General features: G+C 58.6%; 14 protein-coding genes. 1 reads left to right on the top strand and 13 read right to left on the bottom strand.

Annotated features, from left to right (window positions below):
• Positions 1-6: 6 nt before the first annotated feature.
• From AC6HU3_RS07135 to mobA, 7 genes are all read right to left on the bottom strand, one after another.
• On the bottom strand, positions 7-1,125 hold the full coding sequence (locus AC6HU3_RS07135; RefSeq protein ID WP_497536301.1) for a 4Fe-4S dicluster domain-containing protein: 1,119 nt from the start codon (positions 1,123-1,125) through the stop codon (positions 7-9).
• A gap of 11 nt (positions 1,126-1,136) precedes the next feature.
• Positions 1,137-4,598 (bottom strand): molybdopterin-dependent oxidoreductase, encoded by a 3,462-nt coding sequence (locus AC6HU3_RS07130; RefSeq protein WP_497473084.1) that lies wholly within the window; start codon positions 4,596-4,598, stop codon positions 1,137-1,139.
• 301 nt (positions 4,599-4,899) lie between these two features.
• A complete protein-coding gene (gene moaCB / locus AC6HU3_RS07125) occupies positions 4,900-5,814 on the bottom strand; it encodes a bifunctional molybdenum cofactor biosynthesis protein MoaC/MoaB (protein ID WP_497473083.1) in 915 nt (304 codons plus the stop codon).
• Positions 5,811-6,236 (bottom strand): molybdenum cofactor biosynthesis protein MoaE, encoded by a 426-nt coding sequence (locus AC6HU3_RS07120; RefSeq protein WP_497473082.1) that lies wholly within the window; start codon positions 6,234-6,236, stop codon positions 5,811-5,813. Before AC6HU3_RS07120 ends, moaCB begins: the two co-directional genes overlap by 4 nt.
• A gap of 2 nt (positions 6,237-6,238) precedes the next feature.
• Entirely contained in the window at positions 6,239-6,463 is a 225-nt protein-coding gene (locus AC6HU3_RS07115; protein ID WP_497473081.1) for a MoaD/ThiS family protein, read from the bottom strand.
• A 1-nt stretch (position 6,464) separates the two neighbouring features.
• Positions 6,465-7,454, bottom strand: coding sequence for a GTP 3',8-cyclase MoaA (gene moaA / locus AC6HU3_RS07110; protein WP_497473080.1), 990 nt, complete (start codon positions 7,452-7,454; stop codon positions 6,465-6,467).
• On the bottom strand, positions 7,444-8,037 hold the full coding sequence (gene mobA, locus AC6HU3_RS07105; RefSeq protein WP_497473079.1) for a molybdenum cofactor guanylyltransferase: 594 nt from the start codon (positions 8,035-8,037) through the stop codon (positions 7,444-7,446). The genes moaA and mobA overlap by 11 nt, the downstream gene beginning before the upstream one ends.
• A gap of 338 nt (positions 8,038-8,375) precedes the next feature.
• Here mobA and AC6HU3_RS07100 point away from each other — a divergent pair, with 338 nt between their 5' ends.
• Positions 8,376-9,434, top strand: a complete 1,059-nt coding sequence (locus AC6HU3_RS07100; protein WP_497473078.1) for a hypothetical protein — start codon at positions 8,376-8,378, stop codon at positions 9,432-9,434.
• Positions 9,435-9,688: 254 nt separating this feature from the next.
• Here AC6HU3_RS07100 and AC6HU3_RS07095 read toward each other — a convergent pair whose 3' ends face one another.
• Genes AC6HU3_RS07095 through AC6HU3_RS07070 form a run of 6 tightly spaced genes read right to left on the bottom strand, consistent with a single transcriptional unit; the run spans position 9,689 to position 16,398 of the window.
• Positions 9,689-10,567, bottom strand: a complete 879-nt coding sequence (locus AC6HU3_RS07095) for an RAMP superfamily CRISPR-associated protein (RefSeq protein WP_497473077.1) — start codon at positions 10,565-10,567, stop codon at positions 9,689-9,691.
• Between the two features lie 17 nt (positions 10,568-10,584).
• Positions 10,585-11,316: a hypothetical protein gene (locus tag AC6HU3_RS07090; protein WP_497473076.1), complete on the bottom strand. Its 732-nt coding sequence runs from the start codon at positions 11,314-11,316 to the stop codon at positions 10,585-10,587.
• Positions 11,313-12,500, bottom strand: coding sequence for an RAMP superfamily CRISPR-associated protein (locus AC6HU3_RS07085; RefSeq protein WP_497473075.1), 1,188 nt, complete (start codon positions 12,498-12,500; stop codon positions 11,313-11,315). Before AC6HU3_RS07085 ends, AC6HU3_RS07090 begins: the two co-directional genes overlap by 4 nt.
• Positions 12,487-13,050 carry a nucleotidyl transferase AbiEii/AbiGii toxin family protein gene (locus AC6HU3_RS07080; RefSeq protein ID WP_497473074.1) on the bottom strand — a complete coding sequence of 188 codons (564 nt, stop codon included), beginning with the start codon at positions 13,048-13,050 and terminating at the stop codon, positions 12,487-12,489. The genes AC6HU3_RS07085 and AC6HU3_RS07080 overlap by 14 nt, the downstream gene beginning before the upstream one ends.
• Positions 13,013-13,243 (bottom strand): hypothetical protein, encoded by a 231-nt coding sequence (locus tag AC6HU3_RS07075; protein WP_497473073.1) that lies wholly within the window; start codon positions 13,241-13,243, stop codon positions 13,013-13,015. Before AC6HU3_RS07075 ends, AC6HU3_RS07080 begins: the two co-directional genes overlap by 38 nt.
• Entirely contained in the window at positions 13,240-16,398 is a 3,159-nt protein-coding gene (locus AC6HU3_RS07070) for a hypothetical protein (protein WP_497473072.1), read from the bottom strand. The genes AC6HU3_RS07075 and AC6HU3_RS07070 overlap by 4 nt, the downstream gene beginning before the upstream one ends.
• Position 16,399: the final 1 nt, after the last annotated feature.

Below are 16,399 nucleotides of genomic sequence, written 5' to 3'. Positions count from 1 at the left end.
CCCTCCTCAGGTGATGTTCAAACGGTATACCTTTCGATTCCGATCAAAGAGGGGACGGAAGTGGATGGGTTCTTCAAAGGGGACCCGGCAGATTTCATTTCCCTGCTCGTCAAAACCGTAGGCAAACTGATCGTCCACCCGGAAGCGGTGGATGATCTTCTCCGTGGCCCCGAAAAGGAGCATGGCCCCCAGCAGTTCTTTGTCCTCCCGGGCCTGGCGATAGGTCTCGATGGCGTGTTCCACGGCGTCCTTGCCTCCGAACATCTGATAGAGGAATTTTCGGGGCACGTGTACCGGGGGAATGTAATACACGTTGGGTTCCAGTCCGAACTGAGGATACAGGGGAAGGGCCACCTTTCGGACATACACCAGGTAATCCAGCGGGTTTTCCGGATCCGGGCGATCCGGTTGGTTCAGAAAGCCCTGGAGGCGGATTTTTCCAATGCAGGTCTGGACACAACGGGGTTGTTCTCCACGCTCAATCAGGGGATAGCAGGCAATACATTTTTCGGAAATACGGGTGACAACGTTGAAAAACACCTTTTTGTAGGGGCAGGCCTTCACGCATTCACGGTATCCCCGGCACCGGGATTGATCCACCAGCACAATGCCGTCTTCCGGTCGCTTGTAAATGGCCTGACGGGGACAGGCGGCAAGACAGGCAGGGTACGTACAGTGGTTGCAGATTCGAGCCAGATAGAACATCCAGACCTGATGGATTCCGCTGAAGAAGGCGCCTTTTTCCACGATACCGGCACACTCATCTTCGCCGATGTTGGGATACATGTAGTCGTCGCTTTCAGGGAGATAGCCCAGGGCCCGTTCGGTCATCCCCGCCGCTTCAAAGATGGTCTTGTGTTCAGCCCGAAGTTCCTTTCGCATCTTGAGAAGGGTCAGATCCCAGCGGAGGGGATACCCTCCATATGGCTTGGTTTCCACGTTGTTCCAGAGCATGTACTCCTGACCGGGTCCGGAGGTCCAGGTGGTTTTGCAGGCCACCGTGCAGGTTTGACAGGCGATGCACTTGTTGATGTCAAACACCCAGGCCACCTGACGCTGTGGCCTGGACTCCTCGTAAATGTAGTCCATTTTGCGATCCAGCTGCCAGTTGTACACTTTGGCCATCATCCACCTCCTTAGCCAAGCTCCCCATCCAGGTATTTTTTGAAGTCTCTGTCCTCATAAGTGGGGCGGATTCCTTTTTTCACCGGCTCCCACACCCCCTTGCCGTTCCTTCCTCCGGGTTCGGCCTTCTCGATTTTCACGAAAGCCTCCCGGGGGGCACCCGTGGGACAGTGGATATCCGGTGCAAACCCCTGTCCCACCCTCTGGCCGAACAGTCCCTTGCGAACCAGGGAATCCGTCATATGGGTGGGTTTGATCCAGCCCCGCGTGCAGCTCTGATGCGAGCCATGTCGGAAAAGCGAGACATATCCCGTGCGGGGGTTCAGCGCAATCCCGGTGGGGTTTTGCTTCATGCCTTCCACCGTGCCAAACGTAGAGGCATAGGCGTTGTGCCACATCCGGAGAACGCCACGGGGAGTTCCGGGATAATACCGGGCCCGCGCCATCAACCGGGCCACTTCCACCTTCTCTTTCTCCGCTTTCTGCCAGCCGCGGAAGGGTCGATCTTCGGGATCCGCATCGATCCACACGTAATCCCCGTCCTCGATCCCCAGTTCCTTCGCATCCAGGGGGTTGATGTCCACAAAAAGCTCCGTGACATAGGGCATCCTCCGATCCCGCCGGTAAATATCCCCGTAAGGGCCGAACAGCACCGCGATGAAGTCGGTGTCCACGGCGGTGGTGTGGGCTCCGTGACGGAACTTGGGCGTGTGGAAGATAAACCGGAATCGCCGGTCCTTTTCATGCAGCGGATGCCGGGTTTTCTTAAGTTCCTCCCAGGATTTCACCACGTTGCGCGCCTGACGGGTGTGGGCCGAGAGGTCCTCTGAAGAGGCCCCCCAGTCCTCGGGCCGCTTGGGGCGGATCGCCGGATGGGAACGGGCCAGAATCACGTTGGGTTCGTAGAAGGTGGAATCAATGGGCTCCCGATAGACGGGCAGGTTCTCTCCGTGCTCCAGAAATTCATCTTCATCCCGGTAAAACTCCAGCCGCCCCGTTTTGGTGTACCAGGGTCGGTTTTCTTCCATCTGCTCATATCCCACCCATTTGGGGGAGGTCCGGGTCATGAGGAGGGCGGGAATGCCCTGCTTCGCCCGTTCCTCCAGCTCCTTCACATCGTAGCCCCGGAGGGCGTTGCTGTGATCAAAAATCCGCTGGAGATAAACTTCGGCCTTGCCCTCGTGGACAAAATGGAAATAGTCCCTGAAGCGTTCGTCGCCGGTTTCCTTCGCGAGCGCCCGGGCGATGCCCGCCAGAACCTCCAGATCCCCTCGCGTGTTGAAGATCCGCGGCAGAGGCGACCGGGGAAAGATCATGAGAAAGGGATTGGTCACCGAAATGGTGGCATCCACCGATTTGAACTCCGCCCAGGAGTCCACCGCAAACACGATGTCGGCATATTCGCAGGAGGCCGTCCACCACCACTCCAGCACTCCGATGAACTCGATCTTCGGGAACACGTTCATCACGGTGTCGTAATGCCACTTGGCGTTACCGATAAGAGAGTTGGAGTTGGACACCAGGATGCTTTTGGTGGGGGTGGGCATGTGGGTGCGACCGGTGACCACCTTCTTTCCTATTTTGAGATACTTGTCTCCCTCGTTGAAATAGTGGACGGACTCGGGCTGGAAATACCGCTTTACCGCGATGGACCCCTGCCCGTCTTTCTGGATGTTGAAGGGGTCTTCGGCGATATACACGGGAAGGCCGTTGAAGAAAGCGGCGCGGTAGTTTCCGGCGTAGCTTCCCACATTGGCTCCCACCCGTCCGATGTTCCTGGTGAGGGCGGCCAGGAAGAAGATGGCCCGGTCTTTGTTATCGTTGTTGAAGAACTGGTTGGGCCCCATCCCCACAGCGATCAGGGTATTGCCAGCATAGTTTGCAAGGTCCCGGGCGATTTTGACAATAGCCTCTTTTGGCGCCCAGGTAAGTTCGCTCACCGTGTCCGGGTCAAAGTTGTCCATCACGTACTGCTTGAGGAGGTCGAACACCGGTCGAACTTCCACTTCCTTGCCATCGGCAAGCCTCACCGTGAAGGATCCTTCCAGCGCCACATGGAGAGGAGCGTTTTTCCCGTATTCGTCACGGGAAATCACCCGGGGAGCGTTTTCACGTGTATCCCACACCACATAGTCGCTCCACGCACGCCGCATCTCTTCCGCGATGATGGGTTTGTGCTGCTCCGTCATGGGGGGAGCCTTTTCCCCCTTTTTCAACACCTGAACACTCTCCAGATTTCGGGGGGTGTAGGCGGGATCCAGATCCTCAGGTTTCAGAAACTTGAGGGTGTCCATCCGGACCAGCATGGGAAGGTCGGTGTACTGTTTGATGTACGCTTCATCATAGCGCTTCTCTTTGAGGATCACGTGAGCAAACCCGAGGGCAAGGGCGGGATCCGTGCCGGGTCGGATGACGAGTACGTGATCAGCTTTGTTAGCGGTGGACGAATATTCACAGGTGATCAGGGTGACCTGAGCACCTTTGAGTCTTGCCTCCGTGAGCCAGTGGACATCGGGCATCTTGGTGGTCACCCAGTTCATGCCCCAGACGATGATGTTTTTCGTGTGATCCACGCAGGCGAGATCCCAGTCCACCGTCTGCTGGCCTGTGACCATGGGGTGTCCAGGAGGAAGGTCCGTGTGCCAGGAGTAGTTGTCCCATCCCCGTCCACCCCGGGCCCTGTCGGGTCCCACTTTCCGAATGTGGGCATCCAGGAGAGCCATGTTGTTGGCCAGACGATACATGCCAAACACCCGAATGGCACCGAGAGGGGGCATGCCCCCCCGGAATTTCAGCACCTGTGTGCCCGCACCCTCCATGGCGTCCACCATAAGGGGATCGTACCCCTGAGCCAGCAGTCGTTTTTTCCCCTCTTCTCCGCTGTACGTTTCGGCGATATTTTTCAGGGCTTTTGCGGTGATCTCAAAGGCTTCCTCCCAGGTGATGGGGATGAAGGGCTCCCGTCCCCGGCCTTCCACGTATTTCTTCGGAACCCGTCCGTCCGCCTCCCGGGGAAAGCCGTCCCGGAACCACTCGAGAAAACCTTTTCGGATCACGGGATATTTGACCCGGCGGTCTGCGTAAAACCGGCGGGGGAGGGCCAGTCCTTTCTGGCAGCATCGGGGTTCCCATCGGCGGGAAGGCCGGTTACCATAAATGTCCGTGGCCTCATGATACCGGAAGGTGGGTGCGATCCGAACCACCGTGCCGTGCTTCACCTGTGCGGTAAGGAGGCATTCGTGGGTGTCGTTCGGGGCGCACACAAACGTGTAGGCGTAGTCGTATTTCCAGAGGTCCCGATAGACCTTTTCCCAGTCCCGGTTTGGATAGTGAGCAAGAGGGTTATCTGTACGGAACGGTTCAAACAGGGAGAAGGTCTCCCCGAACAGGGGCCCTGCCCCCAGCGCCATCAGCCCCGCTCCCATCCGTTTGAGGAGCGTCCTTCTGGTGAGATCCACCCGGTTCTCTCCCATCGTTCACCTCCTGGTGTGGGGAGGGGCACGGCAAAAACGTTGCCAGAATGGTCCTGTGGATCGTGATTCTGCCTGAAAAGTCGGCGTGACCGGTGGATTCCCTTTGATCCACGGAGGGAACGGGAGGGAGATAATATGTTCGCAGAAACAATATTATCCCAAAAATGAGATTTTAGGGTCTTTTTCTATTTCATTTGTGGGACCGTCGAAATAGCGCTGCCAGACAGGCACTTCACCCCCTCAGGGGGTCCATGGTCCTTTTGTTTCCGAAAAGGGGTGAGACAGGGGTTAAGAGATACGCTCAGGATCCATCATGCCGCGCGCCCTTCAGAACGCGGTAGAGGTGAAAAAGATGGGGAAACAGGGCGTCCATCGCCTCCCGTGCCCCCCGGGAAGAGCCCGGAAGGGCCAGGATCACCGTGTTTCCCGTCACCCCGCACAGGGTACGGGAGAGCATGGCATAGGGGGTGCGCTCCAGGCCATACACCAGCGACGCCACCGCCACACCCGGAATTTCCCGCTCCAGAAGACCCCGCAAAGCCTCCGGCGTCCGGTCCCGGGGGGAAAGGCCCGTTCCACCCGTTGTGATCACCAGTTCCCGTCCTTCCCGGATCCAGGCCTCCACCTTCTCGCGGATGAGATCCGGTTCGTCCGGCACCACCGCATAGGCGATCTCGGAAACGCCGAGTTCTTCCAGGCGCGTGCGGATGGTCTTCCCCGCACGGTCCTCTTTCTTCCCCGCCGCCACCGAATCGGACACCACCAGCACCGCAGCCCGCATGCCCTCCGGCGGACGATCCCGGAAGGTGCTCTTCCCGCCGCGTTTTTCCTCCAGCACGATCTCCGCGATGCGGGCGGTGGCATCCAGGGGCTTGATCATGTCATACACGTTGAGGGCCGCCGCAGCCGCCGCGTGCATGGCCTCCACCTCAAAGCCGGTGCGGTCCAGTCCCCGACAGGTCACCCGGATCACGAGCGCCCGGTCTTCAAAAACATAGTCCACCGCCACATGGGTGAGGTCCACCGGATGGGTGAAGGGAAGAAGATGGGGGGTGAATTTGGCTGCGTGAAAGGCCACGCTCCGGGAGATCTCCAGCACGTCCCCCTTGGGAACCCTCCCCTCCTGGATGGCGCGGAGGGTTTCGGGGTCCATCTCCACCCGTGCCCGGGCGGTGGCTTCCCTGAAGGTGCGACGTTTCGGCGTGATGTCAATCATCCGTCTTCCTCCTTCCAGCGGGTCTCGCCGCTTTCCAGCATCTCTTTTTTCCAGATAGGCACCCGGCGTTTCACCTCGTCGGTGATCCAGGAAAGGGCTTCAAAGGCTTCCCGCCGGTGGGATGCCCGGAGGGCGACCACAAAGGCCACTTCACCCACCGGAACAAACCCGATCCGGTGAGCCATCCAGCCCCTCAACACGCCAAAGCGTCCCTGGGCCTCTTCCAGAATGGCTTTCATCTGATGCCGGGCCATCTCGGCATAGGCCTCATAATGGATTCCCACCACCCGATCCTCCCCCACCCGATCCGCCCGAACCGTTCCCAGAAACACCACCGTGGCGCCCTCTTCCGGGCCTGGTGTTCCCAGATGTTCATACGCCTGGTCAGGAGAAAGGGGTTGTTCGGTGAGGAGAACGTCCATGCCTATCCTCCGGCCACAGGGGGAAACACCGCCACCTCGTCTCCATCGGTGAGGGGATGGTCCGGGTTCTGCACCAGGTCGTGATTCACCGCCACCAGGATGGATTCCCGCCGGAGGACTGGATATTGGGCGCGAAGGCGTTCCAGGAGTTCTCCCACGGTGGTCGCATCCACATCCAGTTCGCCCCCGAGCATCTCCGCAAAGCGTCCGAACATCTTCACGCGCATGCTATCCTCCCAGATTTCGCATGGAAAAGGGCCGGTCCTCGGTGCTGATTCGTCCCGTCTGTTCAAAGGTCTCCTTCAGGGCGGCAAAGCCGGGGGGCCGGGTGGCCACGGCCCGTTCCAGAATCCTTCGGAAGGTGGGGACGTCCGGCTCCGGTCGCAGGGCGGGTTTGAGATCCACCCCTTCCGGATCAAACAGGCAACGGACCAGTTTCCCGGTGGCCGTGAGCCGCAGGCGGGTGCACCCCTCACAGAAGGGCGCACTCACCGTGGAGATGAACCCCACCCGGATGCGAGGGTCCTTCCGGTCCCGGAACATCCGGGCGGTGGGGGTGGTGCCATCGGGCACCAGGTCCAGGTGTTCAGCAAGGTGCGCCCGGGCTTCGGTTTCGCTCAGAAAACGCGCATGGAAATCGCTGGCTGTGGACACGGGCATGTATTCGATGAAACGGATGGGGACCTCCAGATCCCGGGCGAACCGGACAAGGTCCGCCAGTTCGTCTTCGTTCACGCCCCTGAGGAGCACGGTGTTGAGTTTGAAGGGAAGGCCCACCTTCCGGGCCCTTTCGATTCCCCGGAGCACCTCGTCCAGGAGATCCACCCCGGTAAGACGCAGGAAGGTCTCCCGGCGGAGGGTGTCCAGGCTCACGTTCACCGACACCTTCAGATCCCGCAGACGTTCCGCATACCGGGGAAGGAGAAGGGCGTTGGTGGTCAGGGCCAGGGAGAGGTGCGGATGGCGGGCACGCACCCGGGTGAGAAAATCTTCCACCCCCCGGCGAAGGAGGGGTTCGCCGCCCGTGAACCGGATCTTCTCCACCCCGAGACTCACCAGTTCGTCCACCACAAACAGGAGTTCCTCATAGGTGAGGATGTCCTCCCGCGGTGCAAGCTGAAGCATGGCGGGCATGCAATAGGTGCATCGCAGCTGGCACCGGTCGGTGAGGGAAATCCGGGCATAGGTGAAGGGCCGGCCGAAGGGATCACGAAGCAAGATCCTCTCTCCGGTTCACGTTGTGGAACACGTTCGGTTCAAAGGGATGGGGGGCCACCCGGTGAGGGAGACGGGCCAGGCAGGCCCGGAGGCTCACAGCCCCTTCTTCCACGACCTCCACCCAGGAGGCAAAGCGGGTGCGGGGGAGAAAGAGAGGGAGGGGATGCCGGGCATCCAGCGTCCAGAGAACACCGGGATGTTCCTTCCCTCGGTCTCTCAGAAAAGCCAGGACCACTTCGTTCAAATAGGGCATATCCACCGGTGCAATCAGCAAGGCCTCCACTTCATCGCCCCACGAAGTTTCTGGAGAAACTTCGTGGGGACCCCCATGGATCAGATGCTGGATCAAAGCCGCCAGCGCAACCGCCGGTCCCCGGTGGGGTTCCGGGTCGTGGAAAAGGATACACCCCGGGAGGTGAAGGGTAAATCCCGGTTCCACCAAAACCCACACCTCCGGTGTGACCGCCTGCATGTGGCGGACGGCACGCTGGAGGAGGGTCTCCCCTGCGAGGCGTGCAAACCGCTTGTCCTCCCCGAACCGGGAGGAACGCCCGCCTGCCAGAACCATGCCGACCACCTTCATCAACGAGCATTCTGCAAAAACGTTGCCAGAATAATGCCCCGCGCAGCTGTATGTCTCTATCCAAAGGGAGTAAGAGGCTTCTCTGCCCTTTGCACTATCTCACAATCTCCACTTCGCGCGGAAATATTCCATGCAGGCTCCAGCCCCTTCGTCTTCGGGACCTGTCGGTCTCCACGGAATTCCCGGAGAGTTTTGTGGATTCACTGGTCCCCTCAAATGTCAACGTTTTTGCCAGACAGGCAGATTCACTCCATGAGGCCTTCAACGAACCTTAACCGGTATGGCGCATATTACGTCACCCGCTGTCAACGGGTTTCAAACCAACAGGAGGTTGCATGATGAGAGGATGGATGATGCTGGCGGTCCTTGGCATGGTGACCGGACTGGGGGCAGAAGGACCCAGGGTCAACGGGAAGATGTACATCCAGTATACCTATGACCTCACGGACGGAACCACCACCACGAAGGGGGCCAACGCTTTTGGCCTCACGCGATTTTATTTCGGGGCCAAGGGCAGTAACAAATTCGCGGAAGGGAGCGATGCCTACTGGGGCTACAGGATCACCCTGGACTCGAAGGACATCAACGGCCAGGGGTATTACGAAACCTTCGTGAAATACGCCTATCTCGAACTCGGCGGATTTGCCCCCGGGCTCAAGGTCCGTTTTGGACAGGTCCCCACGCCCTGGATCGTGCATGAAGATCGTATCTGGGGGTTTCGTTTCCTAGACCCCGTGGCGGTGGACAAGTTCGGATACATGTCCTCCACGGATCGGGGCTTGGGTGTGCTCTATGCCCATCCCTCCAAACTCCTGGACCTGGCGTTCAACGTGGTGAACGGGGAAGGCTACCACAAGCCCGAGGTGAGCAAGCACAAGGACGTAATGGGCCGGATTTCCCTCTTCCCCTTCGCAGGCAATGAGGACAACGTGTTCCTCTCGGGGCTTGGGCTCCACGTGTACGGTCAGCTGGGCACGCCGGATTCCGGGCTGGTGCGCAACCGCTACATCGTGGCTCTCTCCGAAAATACGCCCTTCTTCCGCCTGATGGGGAACTTTGCCATGACCGAGGATGGTCCGGACAATGCGAAGGTCAAGGGTCAGGTCATTTCCGTGCACGGATCCCTGGATCTCGGCAAACTCATGGGTGAGGAGGGCGACCCCTTCAAGTCCTTCGGGCTCTTCTTCCGGTATGACATCGTGGATCCCAACACGGACAGCAACGTCACCAACGACGGCGTGAACTATCTCACGGCCGGCGTGTTCGTCCACCCCTGCCTGTTCGTCCAGTCCACGAAGAACGTGACCCTGGCCCTGAACGTGTCCCAGGTGTCCTATGAGGACAGCAACCTGAAGAGCGATACCGTCTTCCGGCTGAATGCGGAAGTGAAGTTCTGAACATAGGCAGGCTGGAACGGTAGGGCGGCGGGGCGCCTGCCCCGCCGCTTTTTATTTCCGCGAGAAAATCTCCGATTTTCTCGCGGGGTGGGCTTCCTCTTTACGGTGAGGAGCAATCCCAGGATCGCGCACCAGAAAGCCCTGTTCAACAGGTCTCCCTCTCTTCCTCTCACGCGATTTTCATCCTTAACCCTCCTGGGAACTGCACGGATGGGGTGTTTTTTCCCCTTCCCTGGGGGTATGGATGGAAACACCTACACACGGAATCCGCACGCTGGATCCGGAACCACCCACAAGTCCTGTAAGACCTTTGACCCGGGGGCAAAAACCACCGGCGGCGACTCGATCAGGAGATGCTTTCCCTCATACCGGTAGCCCGCCAGCACTTCCACCGGACCGGCCACCGAAATCCCCCCCTCCACCTTCACGTGAAAGGGAAGCACCGCCCCTTCGGGCAACTGAACCCTGACCTCACCGTTTCGCTCTTCCCACGTCAGGCCCCCCACAACGGTCTTCTTGCCTCCCTGCTCCTCCACAGGCACCCGCTCCACCCGCCCCCATCCATACCCCCGCTCCCCTCCGATCTGCAGGAGCTGCGTGTGCTCCTCCCATGCCTTCAAGGCCTCCTGGATATCCTCACGTTCTTGACTTACTTCCAGAGGGTCTCTCACCCAGAGATCCAGAACCAGGAACACGGGCTGGCCCGTGTCCCGTGTGAAGGGAGAGAGGTATTCCACATGGTGCAGGCTCCCCTCCCGTGCTGTGCCCTCCGGCTCCAGAGCCGTGCCCGCCCGCGCGTTCAGAAAACGATACTCAAAGGCCTCCCGGTCCTTTTTCCACAGATCAAAACCCATTTCGAGGTCCTCGAGGGATGAAACGTTGTGTTTCCCTTCCTTCAACGCAGCGGGCCAGCCATACCCGAAACGGAACCGGGATTCCAGAGCGCTCCCCACACGGCGGTAATCTTCCCCGGAAGGCCTGGAAAAACCGCGCACCAGCGCCACCGTAAAGGCACCTCCCCACACACGCCAGTGCACATACGGACGGGTCTGCATCAAATTGCCCGTTTTGCGATAGCCGATATGCACCGGACTCATGAGACGATACACCAGAACCTTATGCTTCCAGCCCATCCACACCTCCCCGAAACTCACGCGTTTTTTGTCAGGGCTTTGGCATGATACCGGGCATAGATCAGGGTCTGCTCATACAGATCTCGAACCAGGAGGAGAATGTCGAGATCGGCAGTGAGGTTGCGGATGTTAGCCAGGATGATTTCGCGGGCGGAGGGAAGTTGTGCAAATCTCTCGTGTAACGCTGGATCGCTCACCTGTACCCTCCAATTCCTGTTATCCCCAGCGGATACCTCATACTTCAGATTTTTCAGGTCGCTCAAGTCCCTATCTTTGAGTTCTGGTAATTTTTCCCGATTTTGCTCCCAGAAATGGATGTGCTCCTTCACCAGTTCAACGTACCGGTTTGCTTCTTCCACCGCTTTTTGCGCCTTCGATTGATCCCTGTGAGATTTTTCTGTGACACTCCGTAGCGCTCCAGGCTCACAAAACAGAAGCTTCCTATTCTGAAGCCCAACCACGCGTACATTTCCGGGAAGGGGGACGGCGACATCGTCATCTTTTAGCATATTCCACAAATGGAGCAGAACCACCGAGGCAGGATGGTTTGGGTTTGCCTGGCTGTACAGGAACAAAAACATCGCGTATACCCCCTGCGCCTGGAGAACACCGAGGGCTTTCGTGATCAGATTTTCCAGTTCCTTGGGGGCGACCCCTGGTCCTCCCTGGTCTTTCGATTTTGTCGCTTCTTCCACCATGTTGTGCGCGGTTTTGGCCGCGAGGTAATCCAGGGTCTTGACTTTGCTCATGGTTCGCCCCTCCGCTCTTCTGTGCTCTCCGTGTCTCTGTGTGCATTTTCCGGGCTGGAACGGTCTCCGTCCTTCACCTCCTGATGCGCCAGGTTCCGAATCCGCCCGAATCCCCGCGTTCCCATGCCACCCACGCCCAGGTGCTCGGCCCACTCGAGACCGGCCTCGACCACGTCAACGGCATGCTTCCATTGCACACCGGATTCAACGTACCGATACAGGTCTTTCACGGATTTGATCAACCATTGATGAAGCTGTTCACGGTCCACCTTTTCCTCGACCATGTATCCTAAACTTTTCAGTGCGGTTCGACACGTTTCTTCGACAGACGTACAGGGGGGATGCTGGCCCGATTGTTCAAGAAATTCCTTCACGGTTTGCGGGGTAATATGAGGAAGCCACGGATTGAGAGCCTTTTCCATGCAGTCCCGGGAAGGGAACGTTCTCCGATAATCGTTCACCACCACATCCATCCACAGGATGGTGGCGCGGGGGATGGCTTCATAAGTGAAGAGCGCGCCTTCTTCGGCCGCACCCGTTTCCGGGTTGATGCTCACCGACGTGCGCACCTCCAGGTTGCTGTTCACAATCTGCGAAAAGAGTTTGTCGGAAACCAGAACCACGCGCTTGCGGATTTGCTCCGGAATTGTGGCGGGCACATTAAGGTTCGGCAAATCGCCTTCCCATTCCACCATGAGCCAGCCCAGGTTGATGGGCTTATCTGTGGGAAGTTCACTGTTTCCGCCCCCCCATCGGGCCTTATCCGGGAGAACGGTGTGTTTCCCGAATCCGGCCGCTTCCAGGGCTGCCGGGCTGGTGACCCACACCGGTCCCACCATGGAATACACGGGGAAGAACAGGATATGGGCATCAGAGATGGCGACCACACCAGCACGACCTCCGCCCTTGTCACGGGCATAGCCAAACGTATAGCAGATGGGGCAGGTGGGACGGCCACAGTGGGATTTGCCCTGGCCCGCACACTGCGGTTTGCCGAAGCGATGGGCCACGTAATGGCGGATGGCTCCGTGAAGGGCTGTTCCGGGGATTTTGGGCAAATGTGTTCCAGCTTCCCGCGCGACAGGGTTATCCACCCGTCCCAGCCGGGCCCCCCCCGTACCGACATGCACGGGATCCACGGTCATCAGGAAAAAACGCCAGGTTTGCGGGTTATGCGTCCCCATCGGACACCTCCTCATGAAGCATACGTTCAAAAGTTTCCACAAAGGGCTTCCCCAGTGCCTCTTCAAACTGTTTTAACCATGAACGGATGTAAGCCACATCCACATCCTGCTTGCGCAAAATGCTCCGGACATCTTCCAGATCCCGCGGTCGCCCGGCCAGGATTTTGTGAACGATCACGTCTTCCGGTGCAGCGAAGCGTACCGGATGGTTTTCGATGAAGAACGTACGTGTACGCCGGAGGGCCTGCTGTTCATACGGCGTCCATGAAAAAATGAAATCCACGCGCAGACCACTTTCGGGATCCAGGGTTGGCAAAACCCAGGTATGCTGGACAAAGTCTTCAGGATTCTCCACCAGCACACGCAGTCCCAGATGGGAAACAACGTTCAGAACCCGCGGCAAATCGCTCGGTGTTGCCCCAAGGGTGAGGTCAATATCACGTGTGAGGCGAGGCTCACCGTACATTAACACGGCCTGTCCCCCGATCACCATATAGGGGATATCCCGTTCATCAAGCATTTTCGCCAGTTTCGCCAGGAGGTGGGACATGGGTGTTGATCCTCCGGGCAAGCCGGATATCGTTCTCAAGACCTTCCAGGGGATCGTCGGGCGGCCAGGCACCTGCGGCGCGGGCCATTTCCAGGAGGGTCCAGAAGACCCGCAGGTTGGCCTCGGGGTCCGCAGGGGTGCTGCGTTGCCATTCGGCTTCCCACTGGCGCCAGGCTTGTTCGTCGCGAATCACGGCATACCCTCCTCTTCGCCCACTGGACGTTCTTTCAGGATATGGTAAAAGAGTTCCACCGCGTCGGCCAGCAGACCGGTGACGGCCCAGTGGGTGAGGCGTGCAAATTCGCTCTCCGTCGGCCTGGTTTGCCATTCAACGTTCTGCAACACGGATTCACAGAAGCGGCGAAAGGTTTCGTCGGTCAGCGAGTCCTCGGGGTTCTCAAACCATTCCATGCGTTTGTTCTCAACAAGGTCCCGCACGGCATGGAGTTGTGTGGTACTCAGACGGCGTATCTTCTTTTCGCGGTCACCTGCCAGGAGTTTCCAGCACTGGACCAGGTCCTCCAGTTCGTCCAGCAGGTAGGGGCGGCGCAGCATGCCGCGGCGCCGGCCCCGATCGTCATAGGCGATTTCAAAGCGCCGACCGGCGTGATCCAGAAAGATGAAGTCCAGGGTGGCGGGGGTGAAGTAAATGGTGTCACCGGGCCGGAGTTCGCCCGCGTGGACAAGCCAGCCAGATCGCGGATTGCCATTTTGATCCAGGTCAAAGGGGTTGGGCGATGAGTAGTAGCGCGTTCGTGGTTCCGTAGCATTGCCGGGGTCGGTTTTGCCATCGTTATCCCGTTGCCAGAAGACGTAGGGATACCAGTGATCCTCGGTTTGTCCGTCGCCCATCACGGCGGGGACATACCAGATCACTCTGCAACCGTTTTTCTCAAGATCTACTTCGTACCACTCGGCAAATTGACCCCTGATGTTGTCCTCCAAGCGTTCAGGCAACACTCCGCCACCGTCAGGCTGTTTGCGCACGTCGTTGACTTTCCAACCGGACTCATTTCCCCGCTGCTTCAACATCCGCCGTCCCGCATCCAGAATGGTGCGCAGGGGCTGGTGGGCGTCGGCGAAGACGATGCCCAGGTGCAGGGGGAGGCGGTTACGCACCTTGCCCATTTCTCGCTCGTATTTGGCCTTGATGGCCCGGACCACATCCACGGCCTTGTCCGCGGGGACCAGCGCCATGAAGGTGCGCGGCTCGGCAAGGATGGGGATGAGGGGGGTGTAGTTTTCGGTTATTCTTTGAGGATGTCCCTCCAAAGTAAACCGAGCGGCCCTCTCTCCCGGCTTTCCGTATTCGGTGGGTTCATAAATCTCATAAGTGCGGTTTCGTTGAAGGACTTGCTCTATTGGGCGCCCAAAAACATTTTCTCCTTCCAGATAGGCCAGGTTTTCAATCACCCAGAAGCCGCCGCGGTGTGAAAGTGGGTTGCCTTTCTCATCTACAGCATCCGGCGGCACCCAGAGCACGGCCACCTTGCGGCCCTGCACCATCATCTCGTAGGCGTGGAAGGGACTGACGTCGCCGACTACCAATGTGCCTTTGAGGAACAGGCGGGAGCGTTTTTCGCCGATGGCCTGGCCGGCCAGCGATTCCTCAAGGCTCAGGGGACCTTCCCAGAGGTCCTGCAGATTCAGATTGTGATTCTGGCAGAAGGTTACGAGTTCCTCTGGCGGCGCGTCGGTGGGTGCCACATCCTGCCAGAAGCGGCGGGTGGTCTCCCAGACGCGGCGCAGGCGGGCAAAGGAGGGGTTTTTGGCGACTTTGTCCTCTGTGTGGCCGTTCTGGTCGTTCGGTGTTCGCACGGCCAGAGAGCGTACCAGGGTACCGTCCAGCCAGTGCCTCAGGTCAAAGGTGCCCACGATGAGGGCCAGGCGGCCGTTCTTGTCGGCCACTTCGTCCAGCCAGATGGTGGCAAAAAATGCTCGGCCAATGTTCGCGGCCCAGGCTTTAGCCCGGTCGGCGCGGCGTTCTTCACAGACATTGCACATCCTGCGGTCCTTGGCCTTCTTCCCCGGCCCCTGAGGGCGCAGGCCGCAGACCGTGCATACTTCTTCGGGCCTGGGTAGATTGCACCACTGCTGAGCAATGGATGTGGGGTCAGGCTGCAATGGGGGCGTATCTTTGAGCATCTGACCTATGGGAGGCAAGTCGAATCGGCCCGTGTTCGGGTCTTTTTGTCCTGACCATGCATCAGACACATCCAGTTGAGGCACGATTTCGCCATCTATGGCCAGGCGCGGATCGTCTTTCACAGTCCCCTGGCGAAAGGCGTCAAGGATGGATTCCCGCAACGTTTTGTGGTTGTCGGCGCTGTTGGAGAGGCCCAGCAAATTGTCCAGATCGGGCACCACGAACACCGGTCCGTTCTCATCCCGATACACTTCCAGGCCCAGGGGGTATTCTTCTTCCAGCACCTTTTGCACCCGGTTCCAGGCGTCGGTGAGCAGGTCTTTCCGGGCCAGCAGGTCGGGGATGGAAGGTGCTGCAAAAAGGTATCCCAGACCGTCGGTGCGGATGGAGAGGAGTCGCCAGGCGATATCCTGAGGTTGGCGCTGCTGGTCTGTGAGGACGCACCGAGCGATCTCGGCCTTATAGAGCGAAGCCACGATGGAAGACCAATCCCAGAGAGTAACCTCGTTGATGGGGCGACGCGTGTCGCCGGGGGCTCTAACATAGTTTTCACGCAAAAAGCGGAGTCTTTCTCTCCGAGAGTGCCGAGTGCTCTGTATAGCGGAAACCACGCAGGCGAGTTTGCGGTTAAGGTTCTGCAGTTGGAATTGTGCGAATCCAAAGGGGGTATCTATAAATCTTCCCTGTCCTCCATCGGCTTTGTCTTCTTTCTCCATGTGGGCAATCTTGTGGCTCCAACCAAGCACGGCCGCGAGAAGTGCTCTTGGTTGTCCAAGAATCCCCTGAAATGCTGCATAACGGTCCGCAACGAGAGGTCTGCCCCAAAGAACGAGCTCAGGCAGGGATGGATAATCTGATTGGGTTGAGCAAGACAATGCAACGATATCAGACGGCAGTTTGACGTTCAGAGCATTTAGGGTACGCCACAAAGCTGTAGGGTGCTGCGCTTCTTCCAGGCGTGAACACTGTCCACGTTGAGGGATCAAAGACGACCAGTAAGGTAGTTGTCTCAACTCATTAGGAGAAAATACAGCTTTATGTGGATTTACCCGAGGGTTTCCCTGACAAGTGGATGCATCAAAACCGATTCCTCCGGGTTGTAAGAAGGCATCAGCGCATTTCCCCACATCATGCAACCACGCGGCCACTTCAGCCAGGAGGATGTCCTTCCGGTGTTTGACCAATTCCTGCAAATCGGGCATG

The sequence above is a fragment of the Caldifarcimen microaerophilum genome (assembly GCF_055387105.1).
The sequence above is the reverse complement of the archived record's forward strand: the minus strand, read 5'-3'. Positions and strand labels throughout refer to the sequence as shown.

What these genes read in the sequence shown, in the direction of transcription:
- AC6HU3_RS07135 (WP_497536301.1), bottom strand. Translation starts at nt 1,125, where the DNA reads ATGGCCAAAGTGTACAACTGGCAGCTGGATCGCAAAATGGACTACATT.
- mobA (WP_497473079.1), bottom strand. Translation starts at nt 8,037, where the DNA reads ATGAAGGTGGTCGGCATGGTTCTGGCAGGCGGGCGTTCCTCCCGGTTC.
- AC6HU3_RS07130 (WP_497473084.1), bottom strand. Translation starts at nt 4,598, where the DNA reads ATGGGAGAGAACCGGGTGGATCTCACCAGAAGGACGCTCCTCAAACGG.
- AC6HU3_RS07085 (WP_497473075.1), bottom strand. Translation starts at nt 12,500, where the DNA reads ATGGGGACGCATAACCCGCAAACCTGGCGTTTTTTCCTGATGACCGTG.
- AC6HU3_RS07080 (WP_497473074.1), bottom strand. Translation starts at nt 13,050, where the DNA reads ATGTCCCACCTCCTGGCGAAACTGGCGAAAATGCTTGATGAACGGGAT.
- AC6HU3_RS07115 (WP_497473081.1), bottom strand. Translation starts at nt 6,463, where the DNA reads ATGCGCGTGAAGATGTTCGGACGCTTTGCGGAGATGCTCGGGGGCGAA.
- moaCB (WP_497473083.1), bottom strand. Translation starts at nt 5,814, where the DNA reads ATGATTGACATCACGCCGAAACGTCGCACCTTCAGGGAAGCCACCGCC.
- AC6HU3_RS07120 (WP_497473082.1), bottom strand. Translation starts at nt 6,236, where the DNA reads ATGGACGTTCTCCTCACCGAACAACCCCTTTCTCCTGACCAGGCGTAT.
- AC6HU3_RS07095 (WP_497473077.1), bottom strand. Translation starts at nt 10,567, where the DNA reads ATGGGCTGGAAGCATAAGGTTCTGGTGTATCGTCTCATGAGTCCGGTG.
- AC6HU3_RS07090 (WP_497473076.1), bottom strand. Translation starts at nt 11,316, where the DNA reads ATGAGCAAAGTCAAGACCCTGGATTACCTCGCGGCCAAAACCGCGCAC.
- AC6HU3_RS07100 (WP_497473078.1), top strand. Translation starts at nt 8,376, where the DNA reads ATGAGAGGATGGATGATGCTGGCGGTCCTTGGCATGGTGACCGGACTG.
- AC6HU3_RS07070 (WP_497473072.1), bottom strand. Translation starts at nt 16,398, where the DNA reads ATGCCCGATTTGCAGGAATTGGTCAAACACCGGAAGGACATCCTCCTG.